The following is a 17,569-nucleotide window of genomic DNA, read 5'->3' on the forward strand; positions in this document are numbered from 1 at the left end:
GAGCAGTCCCGGGCATTTTTTTATGCCAAAATATCGCATTCGCAGACTTGGAGCAGGTTTTGATATATATTTTTTGCATGTGAAACGCATGAAAACACTAACCGGAGAAATTATAACGATATGAATTTGAACAATTTCACCATTAAATCGCAGGAAATACTGCAAAAGGCCCAACAGCTGGCGTTTAATAACCAGCAGCAGGCCATCGAAACAGGGCATTTGCTGAAGGCATTGCTTAATGATGAGGATAGTGCGATAGATTACCTGTTGAAGAAAAACAATGTCAATACTAATTTCCTGGCGTCTAAAGTAGACGACCAGATTAATAAATACGCAAAAGCAAGCGGCGATGCCGGACAGGTTCTAAGCCGTGATGCAAATAATGCTATGCTGAGAGCGGGTTCCAGCATCAAAGAATTTAAAGACGAGTTTGTAAGCGTAGAGCACCTGTTGCTCGGACTGCTGGGTGGCAGCGATGAGACTGCCAAGGTGCTGAAAGATGCAGGCCTGACCGAGAAAGGACTGAAAGCTGCGATCACCGAACTGAGAAAAGGAAGTACTGTCAATTCACAGACTGCTGATACCCAGTTTAACTCGTTGCAGAAATATGCGAAGAACCTGAACGAACTTGCACAGGCCGGGAAACTGGATCCTGTGATTGGTCGTGACGAGGAGATCAGGCGTACCCTGCACATCCTGTCACGCAGGTCTAAAAACAACCCGATCTTAGTAGGTGAACCGGGTGTAGGTAAAACTGCGATCGTAGAAGGGCTGGCACACCGTATTATCAATGGTGACGTGCCAGACAACCTGAAGTCAAAGATCATCTATGCACTGGATATGGGTAGCCTGATGGCAGGTGCCAAATACAGGGGTGAATTCGAAGAAAGGCTGAAAGCGGTGATCAAGGAAGTAACTGAGAGCGATGGACAGCTGATCCTCTTTATCGATGAGATCCATACCCTGGTAGGTGCCGGTGCGATGGAAGGTGCAATGGACGCAGCGAACATCCTGAAACCAGCTTTGGCCCGTGGTGAATTGCGCGCAATAGGTGCCACCACCCTGAATGAATACCAGAAATATTTTGAAAAAGATAAGGCCCTGGAACGTCGTTTCCAGAAGGTAATGGTCAATGAGCCTGGAGTAGAAGATGCGATTTCCATTCTACGTGGTTTGAAAGAGCGTTACGAAAGCCATCACCATGTACTGATTAAGGATGAGGCGATCATTGCAGCCGTAGAATTGTCTCACAGGTACATTACAGACCGTTTCCTGCCTGATAAGGCAATTGACCTGATCGATGAGAGTGCGGCGAAATTAAGGCTGGAAATGAACTCTATGCCGGAAGAGCTGGATGAACTGGAAAGAAGGATCCGTCAGCTGGAAATAGAGAGAGAAGCGATCAAGAGAGAGAATGATGAAGATAAACTGCGGGAACTGAATGGTGAAATCGCCAGACTGGGTGAGCAGCGGAGTACTTTCAAGGCAAAGTGGCAGGAAGAGAAAGAGGTGGTAGACAAACTGCAGAATGCAAAGGCTGCGATTGAAAACCTGAAGCAGGAAGCAGAGCAGGCAGAAAGGAACGGAGAATATGGACGTGTGGCAGAGATCCGCTATGGTAAAGTGAAAGAGCAGGAAGAACTGATTGAGAAATATACCGCAGAGCTGAATGAAATGTCTACTGACCACAAGCGCTTGCTGAAGGAAGAAGTAGATGCAGAAGATATAGCAGAAAATGTGGCGAAAGCGACGGGTATTCCGGTACACCGGATGATGCAGAGTGAAAGGGATAAATTACTGAAACTGGAAGATGAATTGCACAAACGGGTGGTAGGACAGGAAGAAGCGATTATCGCGGTATCCGATGCCATTCGTCGTAGCCGTGCAGGGTTGCAGGATCCTAAGAAGCCGATCGGTTCCTTTATCTTCCTGGGTACAACCGGGGTGGGTAAGACTGAGTTGGCAAAGGCACTGGCAGAATACCTGTTCGACGATGACAACATGATGACGCGGATAGATATGAGTGAATACCAGGAGAAACATGCGGTAAGCAGACTGGTAGGAGCGCCTCCGGGATATGTGGGATATGATGAAGGAGGTCAGTTGACCGAAGCGGTGAGACGTAAGCCATATTCCGTAGTATTGCTGGATGAAATAGAGAAAGCGCATCCGGATGTATTCAATATCCTGTTGCAGGTGCTGGATGATGGACGGTTGACCGATAATAAGGGCCGTGTGGTGAACTTTAAGAACACTATTATCATCATGACGAGCAATATGGGTAGTCATATTATCCAGGAGAATTTTGAGAAGATCGATGAGCGGAACAGGGAGAGTGTGGTAGATGGAACAAAGGCGGAAGTGATGAATTTGTTAAAGCAGACCATCAGGCCGGAGTTCTTAAACCGTGTGGATGAGGTGATTATGTTCCAGCCGTTGTTAAGAAGTGAAATTAAGGGAATAATTAACATTCAGTTGCAGCAGTTGAAAGAGATGGTAGCACAGAATGGCATGATATTGGAATTCTCTGACTATGCACTTGAGTACCTGGCGGTGCAGGGTTATGACCCTACGTTTGGTGCGAGGCCGTTGAAGAGATTGATACAGAAGGAGATTATCAATTTGTTGAGTAAGAAGATACTGGCGGGAGATATTGATAAGAGTAAGCCTGTGCTGGTAGATGTGTTTGATGGGGTAGTGGTGATCAGGAATCAGGTGACGGTTTCGGCTTAAGTGTAAGAGATTATAAGTTTATTCAAATACGACGATATACAGTTACGAATACCCGGGCAATTCTTTGCCCGGGTTTTTTGTGGTTATCATTGAGTGTAGCCATTATTAAATGTGGTTATTATTGAATGCTACCAGCGTTTGAATTATATAAAGGTGTGCGCGTTTAAATTGCAGGGCGCTTTTCGCGGTATTCAATTCAAACGCGCGCATGCAAAAGTTTTTGCGGGCAGTGTGTGCTGTCTGCAAAAACTTTTGCTGGTTTTTTTTCAGTAAATTGGGTTAAAATGATATTGATATTATGATAGGAGAAAGAGAAAAACACTTCATGTCCATTGCGATAAATTTATCCCGCGAAGGTATGGAGCATGGCGACGGAGGTCCATTTGGTGCAATTGTAGTACGTGGTGATGAAATAGTAGGACGTGGCTGGAACAAGGTACTCTGTACCAACGACCCCACTGCCCATGCAGAAGTAAGTGCTATTCGGGATGCCTGTGAGCGTCTTGGCACTTTCCAATTGCACGACTGTGAAATTTACACTTCCTGCGAACCCTGCCCTATGTGTCTTGGCGCTATTTACTGGGCCCGCCCGCAACGCGTGTACTTTGCGAATACAAAAGAAGATGCAGCTGCAATTGATTTCGACGATTCTTTTATTTACAATGAAATAGGAATAGCCCACGAAGACAAGCGTATTCCGTTTATTGCATTTCCTTCGGCTGCTGCGATAAAGGTATTCCAGGATTGGCAGGCAAAGGGAGACAAAACCTTGTATTAAGCAAGTTTGCCAATCATTTCGATTAAATGACCGATCATTTGTTGGTTTAAAAGAATTAACCCATTCCCTTTGCATCAGGCAAATCTATCGATCACCTGATCTTTATATTTTAACCCAATGGGCAGGCTGGCGCCTTCTATCACCAGTTGATTTCCTTCTATATACAGGATGGACCTGACCGCCACAAGGTAGGATTTATGAATCCTTAAAAACAGGTTGGAAGGCAGGCTTTCAGCTATATTTTTCAGGGTTTCACTGGTGATGATCACCTTCCCGTTTTTTAGAAATATCTTCAGATAATCCCCGATAGAATTAAAATAAGTGACGTCTTCAAAGTTTAATTTGTGGATCCTTTTATCAGCTTTTACTGTAAAGTACCCCTGTGCGGTACCAGATCGGTTTTCCAGTTCGATCTTATGCCTTACTTTGTTTACAGCGAGCATAAACCGTTCAAAGGAGAAGGGTTTTACAAGGTAATCTACGGCATTGAGTTCAAACCCTTCAACCGCATGCTGTGGGTAGGCGGTGGTGAATATAATGCACGGTGGATAGGGGATGGATTTTAACATGTTGATGCCTGACAAACCTGGCATTTTGATATCGAGGAAGAGTAGTTGGATATTATCTTCCTGTTGGAGGGCTTCCAGCGCTTCGATGGCGTTGTTGCATTTTTTGACGAGGTCAATGAGGGGGAATTCCCTGATGTAGGATTCAATGATGTCCTGTGCCAGTGTTTCGTCATCTATAATGAGGCATCTGATTTTCATGCTGTCAGGATTTTAAAGGGTCAAAGTATATAAGTGGGTGTTATGTAGATTGTAACAAGGCATCTGATTTTCATGCTGTCATAGATTTAAAGTCAAAGTATAAGTGGGCATTCTGTAGATTGGCTTTGCTATTTGTAATGAGCTGCTTTGTTTTCATGCTGTCAGGAATTTAATAAATCTATCCGTAGTTGTACATGATACAAATCTGTTTCCTCCCTAATCAGCAGGCGATGATCTTTTGGGTACAATAACTCCAATCTTTTCTTTACATTATCCAACCCCAACCCTTTAAAATCAAACGGTTCCGGATCATCCAGCATTCCTTTATCATTTGTTACATTCAACAGCAACAAATGATCGTTCAGGTTTATTTCAATCTCAATTTTTATAAATGCCTTTCCATGCTTAAATGCATTCTCCACGAATACAATAAATATAAACGGGGCCACCTGTTGTTGAGCCGGATCGCCCTTTATTTCAAATGTAACATTTACATTACCCCCATTCCTTAATTGTTGCAATGCAATGTAATTCTTCAGGTAATTGATTTCATTTTCCAACAGTACAAAATCTCCATCTGTTTCATAAATCATATACCGCATTACTTCCGCCAGTTTCAGGATAGCCGCAGGCGCCTGATTGTCTTTTTTTAGCGACAAGGAATAGATACTATTCAGGCTATTGAATAAAAAATGCGGATTCACCTGTGTTTTAAGAAACTTCAGTTCCGTATCTGATTTTTCATTTTGCAGGCGAATCAGCTGGTTTTCTGATTCGAGTAACCTGAACCATCCCCTTGATAATTTAATTAAAGTAGTGAGTCCAAGGTGTATAATTGCGAAAAGGAGCAGTTCGGGGAAATTATAATAAGCAACAAAGAAGTAGCTGGGAACAAGGTAGTCAATCACCACATTAAAAAGAAAGATATTCAAACCAGCCGCGACACCCATTAAAGCTACTAAAGACAGGAGGTAAATTACATATCTTCCCTTTCTTAATAATATTGGAATGAGCAGTCCGAGATTGATATAGACAGCTATTACTAATGGCAAATGGAAAGCGGCTGTATAGATCATGTCTATTCGTTCCGGAGGGCCGGGGGAAAAGAAGATTAACAGGCAATAGTAAGATAAGCACCAAAACAGGATATGCTGTAATATCCTGTTTTGAAAAATGCGAAGGATTAAGTTCTTCATGACGATCATGCCAGTGTTTAGGTTTATTGGGTCATTAAATCATGAGAATCATCCTAGTGCTTAAATTTTATCGGATCATTAAAGAACTCTTTATTATCCGCGAACTTGACTACGAATTTTTGCAATTCATCCGTAGATGCGGTGATTACATTCTCAAATTCTAAAGACTCATGTTTAATCCTGATCTTATTCTCATTCAGTAATTTATAAATCAGGTCCGTATTGAGATAATTCAACTCAAAACCATTATTGTCAATCTGAATCTTAGCATAAGAGTGCACCGGCAAATAATGATTCTTCAGCAACTCGTTCTTTTCATGCAATTCGCCGGGATAGAGGTCTACGAAGTAGTGGGTGCCCAGTTTGACGAGATTAAACAGGAATTCGGCTTTTTCGCCATTTTGAATATATGTAAGGGCGTAACTATTCTTATTGATAAAGACGCTTTTGAAGGTTTCCTTCTCCTTTCTCTCCTTAGGGTCTTTATAAGGAGCCAGTTCTTTTTCCATCAGGTTTTCCAGTGTCCATGATTCATTACGGTCGCTGGTATGCCATGTACCCAGCAGGCGCTTATCAAAGACGAGGTCTTTGTCAGTATACAACGGATGGAGGGAAGCAATGCATCCCTGAAAAATGACCACTGCAAAGAACAGTATTATAACGAGGAAAATCCACTTAGTTTTCATGCGGTAAAAATTTAAGTTAGTAATAATCTTTATGTAAAGGAAATACGAACTGAAATTTTCAGGAAATAATACCGATCAACGTAGGAAAAAGGGGGGTAAACGTAAGATTAGGAGGAATTTCGGTGCAAGTGAATCAGGGTGGTTGGGGAACTAATCTACCCTTAGGGTAGCTATAAAATACAAAAAGCTGGCCCTAAGGCCAGCTCCCTGAAAGACTTTTTGTGTCTTGGCTAGATTATGCACCTTTTTTAGGAGTTGCAGTAGCAGCTGCTTTGTGTGCTTTGTGAGCTTTTGTAGTGTCAGCAGCTGGCTTTTCAGTTTTTGCTTTTTCTTTCTTAGCTGGTTTTGCAGCTGGAGTCTGTGCAAAAGTGATAGCGCTAACACTCATAAATACTGCAGCTACAATAAGACTTTTCTTGATGTTCATGATCTTTGTTTTTAAATAATTTTGAATTGTTTGTTTGTAGTTTCTGACGTAAAATTAAGCCTGATAGACCCGCTTTAACCTTCGGTTTCGGTGAATGAGGCCGAAGTGTCGTTGAAAAAGGGAAATTGGGTGTTAACGTGTTCGCATTATTACAACAGGTGTTCGAAGTTGAATACTTTTCCTGTAGTACCCGTTTTCAATCTTTTGTATATCAGTAGTTTGTGATTTTGGCGTAGTTCGTGATACTTATTACACGCCATTTTCCACATGACTATGATTACAAATTCCATTAAAATTGCCTGGCTCAATCTGGCTCATAACAGGCTGTTTAGCGTCTTAAATATCTTTGGTCTGGCTATGGGCCTCACCATTGCTATTTTGCTCTCCTTATATATTATACAGGAGCGTTCCTTTGATGCTATACCTAATCAAAACAGGACTTACCGTTACCTGGCTCATGTCACCTACGATGGTACGAGCAAGACCTGGTCAGGCGTGGCTTCATAAGACAATAGACGATAAACAGGGAGCTAAGCTTACCTGTGACTATATGGAGGGAGATATTACCCTGTTTTGCAGTTAAAATTTCTTGCTGGCCGGATGGTGCGGGATCGTAATCGTGGAGATATTACCCCTGATGGAAAGGTTAAAATCATCTATAACAGGATAGCCATGGTTTCTTCCATGGCCTTCAGACTCAGCTCGCGCAGTGTGGCAAATTTTTCTGCTACCAGCGCGGGCTGATAGGAGTTAGTGTCCAGTGACTCCAATGGGTCCAAAATAGGATATAAAATACCATCCAATCCGATAAAGGAAATGGTTGTCTTCAGGTTATGCGCCGTACTCCGGATGGCCGCCACATCCTCAGCCTGAATGGCTTTTTTCAATGCCCCGAGATCTTCAGGTAATTGTGTCACGAATTGTTGCAGCATAGCATGCTCAAATTCCGTATCTCCCTTACTCAGCGTCTTCAGATATTGTAATTGTACCAAAGGTCCGTCATGCGGTTGGAAATGGCCGTTAAGGGCAGTATGTACCTCAGGAGGACTGAACTTACCCGTAAAGATCTGGATCAATCTGAATAATTCTTCTTCCCGGATCGGTTTAGAGAGGTATTCATTCATCCCTGCCTGCAGGCATTTCTCCCTTTCCCCAGCCATAGCATGTGCTGTCATGGCAATGATGGGAATGTTGGAATGCAGTTCCTGCCTGATTTTGCGGGCAGCGGTGTACCCATCCATCTCCGGCATCTGGATATCCATCAGCACCATATCATAATGTCCTTTGGTCAGGGCATTTAGCACATCCTGTCCGTTTGTGACCAGTTGATAATGCAGCTGCCGGTTGCCCAGCAGGTGTTTCAGCAGGTCCTGATTCATTTTATTGTCTTCTGCTACCAGCAGTTTTACATCTGCATGCAGAGAAGAGAAAAAATTCTCATTAATGGATTCCCCGTTTTCAGGCAGTAATTCTCCGTGTGCATAAGGTAGTTCTACCATAAAGGTGCTGCCTTTGCCGGGTTCACTTTCTACGGTGAGTGCGCCATGTTGCAGTTCTACCAGTTGTTTTACGATGGTCAATCCCAGGCCGGTACCACCATATTTACGGGTCGTATCGGCTTCTGCCTGGTTAAAGCGGTCAAAGATAGCGGGTAGTTTATCGGGGGCAATACCAATACCGGTATCACTCACTGCAAACAGTACACGTACTGTGTGTTCATTTTCTCCCAGCCGATTGATCATGATATTTACATGCCCCTGGTTGGTGAACTTGATCGCGTTGTTAGCGAGGTTCACCAATACCTGTGTAAGCCGAACGACGTCGCCGTACAGAATATCAGGTACATTGTCATCGATGGTTACATTAAAGGCCAGTTTCTTCTCTTCAGCTTTCAGGCGGAACATGGTCTGCACGCCGTGCAATACCCCGCGCAGGCTGAACGAGACTGGTTCCAGCCGCATCATGCCTGATTCTATTTTAGAAATATCGAGAATGTCGTTGATGATTTCCAACAGGTTTTCGCCGGCATTTTCGATGGCGGCGACATATTCCCTTCCTTTTTCATTCAGGGGTTGCTGTTGTAGCAGGTGTGTAAAACCAAGTACGGCATTCATGGGCGTTCGGATCTCATGGCTCATGTTAGCGAGGAACTGTTCTTTGATAGCAGCCAGTTTCTTTTCCTGTTGCTGTGATTTGTCCAGTGCTTCGATGAGTTGTTCCTGTTTATGAATGCGTGTGGTAATATATAAAAAAGCGAGCAGGCTGCTGATGCAGGCAAAGATCATCATGACCGAGCCCCAGTTTTGCGCACGCTGTCCGCTGGTATCGATGAGTCGTACGGTACGGTTTACTTCTGTCTGCCGGGTACTGTCCAGTTGATGCAAAATAACGCCGATGGCTTCGCCAAGGCGTTTTCCTTTCTGCGCGTTGATGAGCCGTTCAGCAGACCATTTGCCGTGTGTATAAAAAGAGTCGAGTACGGTGACGTTGAAACGGTTTTTTTCTTCTACCAGGTAGTTTAGCTGGGTCAGCAGTTTCTCTGTACTGTCGCTGATGACGAGCTTATTAATTTCGTTGAGGTCGGCTTTGATAAGGGCTACGTCGGCTTCTATGCCGGTAATATTCAATGTGTCCTGGGAGATAACGGTACCTCTTACTTTACTGTCGGTCCTTGCTATACTGGTCTGGAGTTTTTGCAGCTCATTCTTTACGTTCAGTTCATTCAGCAACTGTTCATTTCCTGAGATCAGCTTGCGGATGTTCTGCGAGGAATTGAACTGGAGTACTATAAACAGGATCATCCCTGAAATAAACACGCCAAGTAAATAGTATTTCAGATGTTTAGGCTGCATATATCGTTGATGATACAAGGTACAATTTTTCTCCACAAACGATCGCTTCTGCCTTGGGCAGAAGCGATCGTATTGTAAAGATGTCCACTAAAAAACTATTTGGTAGCTGGAGCTGGCTTAGCTGCTGCACCTGCTGCTTTCTTGTGGTGATGTTTCTTATGACCTTTGTGCGCTTTCTTTTCAGTAGCAGGTTTTTCAGCCTGTTGAGCAGTCTTTGTAGCTTTTGCAGTTTTAACAGTGTTGTTTGCAAAAGTGGCGGTACCTACCAGCATCATGGCAGCGGCCATCAGCATTGTTATCTTTTTCATGACAGTTGTTTTTATTATTTGTGATCAATTTGTTTGATGACCTAAAGGTACATCCGGGATGACCACCTGTCATTTCGATTTGGGTTAACAGGCATTAGCCGTCGGTCAAAAAGGAAAAACTGTCGGTGGAGGTATTTACAACAGGTTTAATTTACTGTTAAGCGCTGATCTGTAGGCATCTGCCACGGGTACAGCGTTTTTATGTATGATGATGGTACCGTCTTCAATCGACTCTATTTTGTCCAGCGCCACTATGTAGGAGCGATGCACACGCATAAATTTGCCGGCGGGCAGTTTCTCTTCTACCGCTTTGAGGGTGGTATGGATGGCGTGAAACTTCTGAACGGTATGTAGTTTTACATAATCGCCCATGGCTTCGAGGTAGAGGATCTCATCTATGCGGATCCTTTTGAGCACCCCATTGTCCCGGATAAAGACAAATTCATTGTCTGTGCTCTGGACTTCCTGTACCGTGCTTTCACAGATCTCCTTCGCCTTGTCGATGGCCTGAATGAAACGGGCAGGACTTACCGGTTTGATTAGGTAGTCTGCAACGTTCAGTTCAAATGCTTCTACGGCATAATCTTTCTTGACAGTGGTAAAGATGATGATCGGACCTTTCTTACCCAGGTTACGGGTTAGTTCCAATCCGCTCATGCCCGGCATTTCGATGTCGAGGAGGAGCAGGTCTACTTTTTCTTTTTGCAGTACATTATAGGCTTCGATGGCACTGGCACATTCGCCCAGTACATGCAGTTGTTCAACGTGGCTGGCCAATTGTTTCATTGCAGTGCGGGCCAGCTTATTGTCGTCTACAATAAGGCAATTCATTGGGCAAATATAAGGGCTTTCAATAGTACAGGCTATATTATAATTTGCTTAAAACTTGATGAGAGATTATTATAATTAAAATGTAATAAATATCTTGCATATTCTAAATCAGGTCTCAATTGAAACAGCTGCAAAGGCTCATCCTTATATTATCATGCATATTTCTTCCGTTCGTATACGGGGGAATATCCGGGGAATACACTTCTCCGCATGATCAGCCGCAGTTACTCAGTTATACTACTACCAGTCATTTTCATTCCCTTTGCAGGAATCAGCATTACAAGGCAGCTACTGGCAATAAATTCAATTTACGCAACCGTGGGTTGATTGATTTTAATGAATTTTTCCTGATCGTTTCCAGTATCAGGATCAAGCCACTGTTTGTTTATATACATCCCCACTACAAAGGATTCGCTGCATCTATCATCAGTGTTTCCGTTTCGCTCAGCGACTGGCGAGGGCCTCCAATGGCATAATTTCCATATAACGCATTTCCTTTAATTACTTATTGACGCGCTATTGCAGCGCATTAACATTTCGCGCAGTTATGTATGTGAACATTACTGTAAGGCGATGTGCGGTTTTGCTATGCCTGTTGGCTGGCATAGGCACGCATTGCTTTGCACAAACATTACCGTTGAAGCAGGCCATTGATATGACCCTGCAGAATTATCCTTCACTGAAGGTCAAGAATACCATCTCCAATGCAGCGGCCGCGCACACAACTGATGTAAAGCATGAATGGTGGCCTAACCTGAAGCTGGTGGAAGAAGCCACCGTGGGCACTGACAATGGTGTGTATGGTTCTTATTTTCCCATGAGCATTATTCCTTCTACATCCGGCGGTATCCGGGATGCCAACAGCTTACAGGCGGTATCCGGCAATGTAGGTATGGCACAACTGCAATGGGAGGTCTACAACTTCGGGTTGTACAAAGTACGGAAGGACGAAGCCAGGCAACAACAACAGGTAGCAGGTGCCGATGCCGGTATCACGGCAAACGATCTGACTGTGTCAGTGATCCAGGACTACCTGTCTATGTTAGAATATTATAACCTGATGCGTATTCAGGCAGACAATATAGAACGTACAAGATCGGTGTCAAAGGCGGTGACTTCGATTGTATTGCATGGTTTGAAACCGGGGGTGGATAGTGCAATTGCAGCAGCAGAGCTGTCAAAAGCCAGGCTGAACTATATCGATTTCCAGAATGGGTATAATAAGGTGCGCATGCACCTGGCCAGTCTGACAGGTTTGGACAGCACGGCCATTGTACCAGACACCCTGTATGACAAAGGATTGCCGCAGATATTGCTGGCTCAGTCCGATACGGCTACCGTAGAGCAAACACATCCGGCACTGGTTTATTACAATGCGCTGCTTACACAAAATCAAAAACACGAACAGGTGATCCGTAAAACGGCTATGCCAAAAGTGATAGTGATGGCAGCGGGATGGGCCAGAGGTTCCAGTATTAATAGCAATGATGAGTACCAGAATTTAGCCAGTGGTTTTGGGTACAATCGTTACAACTACCTGGCAGGGATCGGGATCACTTATAATGTGACGGACATTTTTCATACAAGGGATAAAATGAGAGAGCAATATGTACGTACCCGGGCTGCGGCCAATCAGCTCGAATCGTCGCATGCGCTGTTGGATAACCAGCTGAATCAGGCCAGGGTGAATATTCATACGGCGGTAGACAAATTGAATGAAATGCCGGCACAGCTGAATGCGGCAAGAGCAGCGGCGGCTCAGAAAATGGCGTTGTATAAGGGTGGGTTGACAAACATTATTGATGTGACGAATGCACTTTATGTGTTGAACCGTGCGGAGAATGATCTGATACAGACGCGCCATGATGCATGGCAATCGCTTTTTATGGAGGCGTTTGCGACGAATTCAATACAAGTGCTGGTACAGCAGCTGGAAGCGGCGAGGGTGGAATAAGACTCATTTTCGAATTGAGGAGGGGAAGGGTTTTAATGTTGTGAGAAGGGAGAACTTTTGATTTCGGGTTGAGAAGTGAAAGGTTTTATTCTGGTCTGAGAAGAAAGAAACTCCTGATTCAGTATTGAGAATGTGAAACTTTTATTTCCGCACTGAAAAGGCCAAAATTTTTATCACCCTCTTAAGAGGGCTACACCTAAAATGTAACATATGTCATTAGTCTCTACTGCCTTAAAAAAGCCAATCTCGGTTGTCGTACTGACACTGGGCGTGTTCCTTTTTTCTATACTGGCAGTTATCAATATTCCCATCGATATCTTCCCGAAGCTGAACCAGCCGACTATCTATGTGATAGAACCATATGGAGGTATGTCAGCCCAGCAGATGGAAGGTTTCTTTGCCACCCGCTTACAGGATCAGTTTCTGTATGTGAATGGTATTAAAAATATCAGCAGTAAAAATATCCAGGGTCTCAGCATGATCAAGCTCACCTTTTACGAAGGTACTGACATGGGGGAGGCTTCGGCACAGGTAGCGCTGCAGGTAAGCCGTGCTATGAACTTCTTTCCTCCGGGTGCTGCACCGCCACAGGTCATTCGTTTCGATGCGTCTTCACTGCCTGTGGGTGAACTGGTATTCAGTTCTCAGACACGTCCGCTAAAAGATATTTACGATATGGCGACCACCCGTATCAGGCCGATGTTTGCCACCGTACCGGGTTTGTCTGCCTCGCCACCATTTGGTGCGAATGCCCGTTCTGTAGTTGTGAACGTAAATCCTGACAGGCTGCGTAGTTACAATCTGAGTGCGGATCAGGTGGTGGAAGCCATTGCGCGTAACAATGCGATGAGCCCTTCAGGAAATATCCGTATTAATAATAAAATGTTCCTCACTACCATCAACTCACTGGAAGAACAGGTGACTGATTTTGGAGATATTCCTATATCGACGAATGGTAACTCCACTGTGTTTGTAAAGGATATAGCGACGGTATCAGATGGTGCGGATGTAACGGTGGATTATGCACTGGTGAATGGAAAACGTTCTGTATACATGCCGGTTGTAAAGACCCCGGATGCGTCTACCTGGGAAGTGGTAAAACAACTGAAAGCAAAGTTGCCGGAGATGCAGAACCTCTTGCCGGAAGATACAAAAATCACCTATGAATTTGACCAGTCAGTAGCCGTGATCAATGCCGTGAAAGGCCTGATGACAGAAGGTATACTGGGTGCGATACTAACAGGCCTGATGGTATTGCTCTTTCTGCGTGATTTAAGGAGTTGTATGGTTGTAGTGATCACGATACCTATAGCAATATTGTCTGCGGTGTTTGGTTTATATCTCACCGGACAAACCATTAACCTGATGACATTGTCTGGATTGGCGCTGGCCATCGGGGTACTCGTGGATCAGGCCACGGTGACGATTGAGAATATTCACCAGCACCTGGAAATGGGCAAGCCAAAGAAGCAGGCGATATATGAGGCTTGTGAAGAGATCGCGTTTCCTTTGCTGTTGATCCTGTTGTGTATCCTCGCCGTGTTTGCGCCTTCCTTTATAATGTCGGGTGTGCCGAAGGCCATGTTCCTGCCACTGTCGTTGTCCATTGGTTTTGCAATGATTGCCTCGTTCTTTATAGCGCAAACATTGGTACCTGTTATTTCCAACTGGTGGCTCAGGGCGGAGAAGTACCAGCATGCACATGCGGGGCTGGCATTGGATAAGGAAGAGGTGAAAGAAGTGAATGATCATATGCAGGAGCAGCAATCGCATCCTGAAAAACTGAGTGGCTTTGAGAAATTCAAAGCGTGGTTTATGCGGGTGTTGGAATGGCTTGGAAAACGTTCATCATTGGTGATCGGTTTGTATTTAGTAATTGCCTTTGGCGCAGCGGGTACTGCCTATGTGGTAATTGGTAAAGACCTGATGCCACATATTAATACAGGACAATTCCAGCTCCGTATCAAAGAGCCAGATGGTACCCGACTGGAAAGAACAGAAGAAAAGGTACACCAGGTGCTTAACATCATTGATCAGGTCACGGATGGTAATGTGGAAATCAGTTCTGCTTATGTAGGGCTGATCCCTTCCAGCTATGGTTCCAGTAACCTGTATGTATTTAATGCAGGTACACACGAAGCTGTATTGCAGGTGAACCTGAATGAGGATTATAAAGTAAACATAGAAGCGCTGAAAGATACGTTGCGTGAGCGGATAACAGCGAAGTTTCCGCAATTGCGGTTATCATTTGAGCCGATCGATATGACGGAGAAGATCATGGCGCAGGGTGCTTCAACACCGATTGAAGTAAGAGTAGCAGGCAAGGATATGCAGCAGATCCAGAAGTATGCGACTACGCTTACGAACAGATTGAAGAATATTTCGTTTTTGCGTGATGTGCAGATAGTACAACCCCTGCATTATCCTGTGATCAAGATCAATGTAGACAGGTTCAAAGTGGCGCAGATGGGATTGAATGTGTATCAGGTAGCCCGCTCTGTAACAGCGTCTACATCCAGTAGCCGGTTCTCTGAAAAGAACCAGTGGCTGGATGAGAAAGGTGCTTACACGTATCAGGTGCAGGTGCAGATCCCGGAATATAGTATGCAGGCGATCAGTGACCTGCAGGAGATTCCACTGGTACGCGGGCAGGCGAGACCTGTATTGGGAGATGTGGCGAGTTTTAGTACCAGCGAAGTGCCGGGGGAATATGATCGTTCTGGTCCCCGTCGTTACCTGACGGTGAGTGCGAATATATCCAACATTGATCTGGGGGCTGCGACTAAAGCGGTGCAGCATGAGATCGATGAGATGGGACCTCCGCCACGTGGTCTGATAGCGGATGTACAGGGTAGTTCGAGTTTGCTGACAGATACATTGAATGGTTTGCAGAATGGGTTAATGCTGGCGGTCCTGGTGATCTTCCTTTTGCTGGCGGCTAATTATCAGTCGTTCAGACTGAGCTTTGTGGTATTGGTGACGGTGCCAGCGGTAATAGCAGGAGCACTGCTGATGTTGTTGCTTACAGGGTCTACACTGAATTTGCAATCTTATATGGGGATGATCATGTCTACAGGTGTATCTGTAGCGAATGCGATCCTGATAGTAACGAATGCAGAGAAGTTGCGTATTGATTACAGGGATGCGTATAAGGCGGGGATTGTGAGTGCGGGAATTCGTTTGCGTCCGATTTTGATGACGAGTCTTGCTATGATCGCGGGTATGGTACCGATGGCATCTGGTATGGGGGAGTCAGGAGATCAGACGGCGCCTTTGGGGAGAGCGGTGATTGGGGGATTGATTGCTTCTACGATAGCAGCGTTATTCATATTGCCATTGGTGTATGCGCGTATGCAACGCAGGACGACTTTTGAGGCGGTTTCGCTGATGCCGGAGGGAAGTGAATAACACTCAGCGCAAACTAAAACTACAGCACACATGATGCAAACTACAATTACAAAACACTAAACTACAGACCATGAATAATCAACATAGAATCGTTATCATATGTACCGCAGTCACCATGCTGGCAGCTTGCCGGGAGGCTGCATCGAAAAAGAAGAAAGAAGAGAATCATCACGGTAGTCAATATACTTTTTCAACGGTGGTACAAGAGCCGTTATCATCCAGTATCCAGCTGCCTGCTGTACTGGATGCTTATCAGAAAGTGAGTATCTATCCACGTGCAAATGGATTTGTGAAGAGTGTAATGGTAGATAGAGGATCTGTGGTGAGGAAAGGACAGATGCTGCTGGAGCTGGATGCACCGGAGGTGATACAGCAATACTATGCGGCACAGGCGAAATGGTTGCAGGCAAAAGCAGACTATGCTGCATCGAAAGATAACTACGAACGTACGATGGCAGTAAGTGCTACACCGGGTACAATTTCTCCACATGATCTGGAAGTGTCCGGGGCAAAAATGATGGCGGATAGTGCTATTGTGAATAGTCAGCTGGCGAATTTCAGGGCACTGGAAGCAACGAGGAGTTATCTGCAGGTGACAGCTCCTTTTGATGGGGTGATCACCGAGCGTAATGTACACCCGGGTGCACTGGTGGGGCCTACGACCAGTATTGATGGCCGGCCTATGCTGATGTTGGAGCAGGAAGATCGTTTGCGTCTGATCGTACAGGTACCAGAAATTTATAGTGCACAGCTGACAGATGGGCAGAACGTTACATTCCGTGTAAATGCTTTGCCAGGCAAGGAGTTTACAGGTAGCATTAGTCGTCAGGCGGGGTCATTAAATGATCGTTTCCGTTCAGAGGCGGTGGAAGTGGATGTATATAATCCGAATCATACCTTGAAACCGGGGATGTATGCAGAGATTACGATTCCGGTGAGTGGGAGCCGACAGGCGATGGTCGTGCCTGCTACGGCGATTGTAACTTCTACAGAAAAGAAGTATGTGATTGCGGTGAGGAGTGGGATTACACATTGGGTAGATGTGCAGGAGGGGAATCATCACAATGATTCTACGGAAGTGTTTGGTTCGCTGCAGGCGGGGGATAAGGTGATTGCACCGGCTACGGATGATATAAAGGAGAATACGAGTATTGATTAGTGGGCTCATCGGCGGTATTGGGATGACAATAAGAAGTGTTGTTATGTATGAGATGAATAGCAGGAGATGATTAACAGGTTGGGGATGAATAGGAGGAGATGTATGTCAGGAAGGAAATGATCAACGGGTAGGAAGTGAATAGCAGGAGATGTATGTCAGGAAGGAGATGATCAACAGGTAGGAAGTGAATAGGAGGAGATGTATGTCAGGAAGGAGATGATCAACGGGTAGGAAGTGAATAGCAGGAGATGTATGTCAGGAAGGAGATGATTAACAGGTTGGGGATGAATAGCAGGAGATGTATGTCAGGAAGGAGATGATTAACAGGTTGGAAGTGAATAGCAGGAGATGTATGTCAAGAAGGAGATGATCAATAGGTAGGAAGTGAATAGGAGGAGATGTATGTCAGGAAGGAGAAGATCAACAAGTTGGGGATGAATAGCCAGAGATGTATGTCAGGAAGGAAATGA

Annotated in this window: 14 protein-coding genes; 7 read left to right on the top strand and 7 right to left on the bottom strand. The window is 44.8% G+C overall.

The annotated features are described in order from the left end of the window. The first annotated feature begins 120 nt into the window (after positions 1-120). Together clpB and BW716_RS13355 are read left to right on the top strand one after the other, a co-directional pair. On the top strand, positions 121-2,733 hold the full coding sequence (gene clpB, locus BW716_RS13350) for an ATP-dependent chaperone ClpB (RefSeq protein WP_083723064.1): 2,613 nt from the start codon (positions 121-123) through the stop codon (positions 2,731-2,733). Between the two features lie 298 nt (positions 2,734-3,031). Beyond that, positions 3,032-3,511 carry a nucleoside deaminase gene (locus tag BW716_RS13355; protein ID WP_083723065.1) on the top strand — a complete coding sequence of 160 codons (480 nt, stop codon included), beginning with the start codon at positions 3,032-3,034 and terminating at the stop codon, positions 3,509-3,511. Positions 3,512-3,585: 74 nt separating this feature from the next. Here BW716_RS13355 and BW716_RS13360 read toward each other — a convergent pair whose 3' ends face one another. The 4 genes from BW716_RS13360 to BW716_RS13375 all read right to left on the bottom strand — a co-directional run bounded on the left by BW716_RS13360 (position 3,586) and on the right by BW716_RS13375 (position 6,587). Continuing rightward, the gene (locus BW716_RS13360; protein WP_083723066.1) at positions 3,586-4,278 is read right to left on the bottom strand and encodes a LytTR family DNA-binding domain-containing protein; all 693 of its coding nucleotides are present in this window, start codon (positions 4,276-4,278) and stop codon (positions 3,586-3,588) included. A gap of 161 nt (positions 4,279-4,439) precedes the next feature. Beyond that, positions 4,440-5,474 carry a sensor histidine kinase gene (locus tag BW716_RS13365; protein ID WP_179091120.1) on the bottom strand — a complete coding sequence of 345 codons (1,035 nt, stop codon included), beginning with the start codon at positions 5,472-5,474 and terminating at the stop codon, positions 4,440-4,442. Positions 5,475-5,527: 53 nt separating this feature from the next. After that, positions 5,528-6,160 (bottom strand): hypothetical protein, encoded by a 633-nt coding sequence (locus BW716_RS13370; RefSeq protein ID WP_083723068.1) that lies wholly within the window; start codon positions 6,158-6,160, stop codon positions 5,528-5,530. Between the two features lie 235 nt (positions 6,161-6,395). Then, positions 6,396-6,587 carry a hypothetical protein gene (locus tag BW716_RS13375; RefSeq protein WP_083723069.1) on the bottom strand — a complete coding sequence of 64 codons (192 nt, stop codon included), beginning with the start codon at positions 6,585-6,587 and terminating at the stop codon, positions 6,396-6,398. A 267-nt stretch (positions 6,588-6,854) separates the two neighbouring features. Between BW716_RS13375 and BW716_RS13380 the strand changes: the two genes are divergently transcribed. After that, positions 6,855-7,094 carry a hypothetical protein gene (locus tag BW716_RS13380; RefSeq protein WP_083723070.1) on the top strand — a complete coding sequence of 80 codons (240 nt, stop codon included), beginning with the start codon at positions 6,855-6,857 and terminating at the stop codon, positions 7,092-7,094. Positions 7,095-7,243: 149 nt separating this feature from the next. On the opposite strand, the gene BW716_RS13385 is transcribed toward BW716_RS13380, so the two are convergent. The 3 genes from BW716_RS13385 to BW716_RS13395 all read right to left on the bottom strand — a co-directional run bounded on the left by BW716_RS13385 (position 7,244) and on the right by BW716_RS13395 (position 10,578). Then, a complete protein-coding gene (locus BW716_RS13385) occupies positions 7,244-9,439 on the bottom strand; it encodes an ATP-binding protein (RefSeq protein WP_083723071.1) in 2,196 nt (731 codons plus the stop codon). Between the two features lie 95 nt (positions 9,440-9,534). After that, complete coding sequence (locus tag BW716_RS13390) at positions 9,535-9,747, bottom strand: hypothetical protein (RefSeq protein WP_083723072.1); 213 nt, start codon at positions 9,745-9,747, stop codon at positions 9,535-9,537. A 135-nt stretch (positions 9,748-9,882) separates the two neighbouring features. Further along, the gene (locus tag BW716_RS13395) at positions 9,883-10,578 is read right to left on the bottom strand and encodes a LytTR family DNA-binding domain-containing protein (RefSeq protein WP_083723073.1); all 696 of its coding nucleotides are present in this window, start codon (positions 10,576-10,578) and stop codon (positions 9,883-9,885) included. Positions 10,579-10,697: 119 nt separating this feature from the next. Here BW716_RS13395 and BW716_RS36145 point away from each other — a divergent pair, with 119 nt between their 5' ends. From BW716_RS36145 to BW716_RS13410, 4 genes are all read left to right on the top strand, one after another. Next, positions 10,698-11,054, top strand: coding sequence for a hypothetical protein (locus tag BW716_RS36145; protein WP_143708844.1), 357 nt, complete (start codon positions 10,698-10,700; stop codon positions 11,052-11,054). 71 nt (positions 11,055-11,125) lie between these two features. Further along, positions 11,126-12,532 (top strand): TolC family protein, encoded by a 1,407-nt coding sequence (locus BW716_RS13400; protein ID WP_083723074.1) that lies wholly within the window; start codon positions 11,126-11,128, stop codon positions 12,530-12,532. Between the two features lie 210 nt (positions 12,533-12,742). Then, the gene (locus tag BW716_RS13405) at positions 12,743-15,940 is read left to right on the top strand and encodes an efflux RND transporter permease subunit (protein WP_083723075.1); all 3,198 of its coding nucleotides are present in this window, start codon (positions 12,743-12,745) and stop codon (positions 15,938-15,940) included. 70 nt (positions 15,941-16,010) lie between these two features. Continuing rightward, positions 16,011-17,099 carry an efflux RND transporter periplasmic adaptor subunit gene (locus BW716_RS13410; protein ID WP_083723076.1) on the top strand — a complete coding sequence of 363 codons (1,089 nt, stop codon included), beginning with the start codon at positions 16,011-16,013 and terminating at the stop codon, positions 17,097-17,099. The last annotated feature ends 470 nt before the right edge of the window (positions 17,100-17,569 follow it).

The organism is [Flexibacter] sp. ATCC 35208 (assembly GCF_001975825.1).
Classification (GTDB): Bacteria; Bacteroidota; Bacteroidia; order Chitinophagales; family Chitinophagaceae; genus Chitinophaga.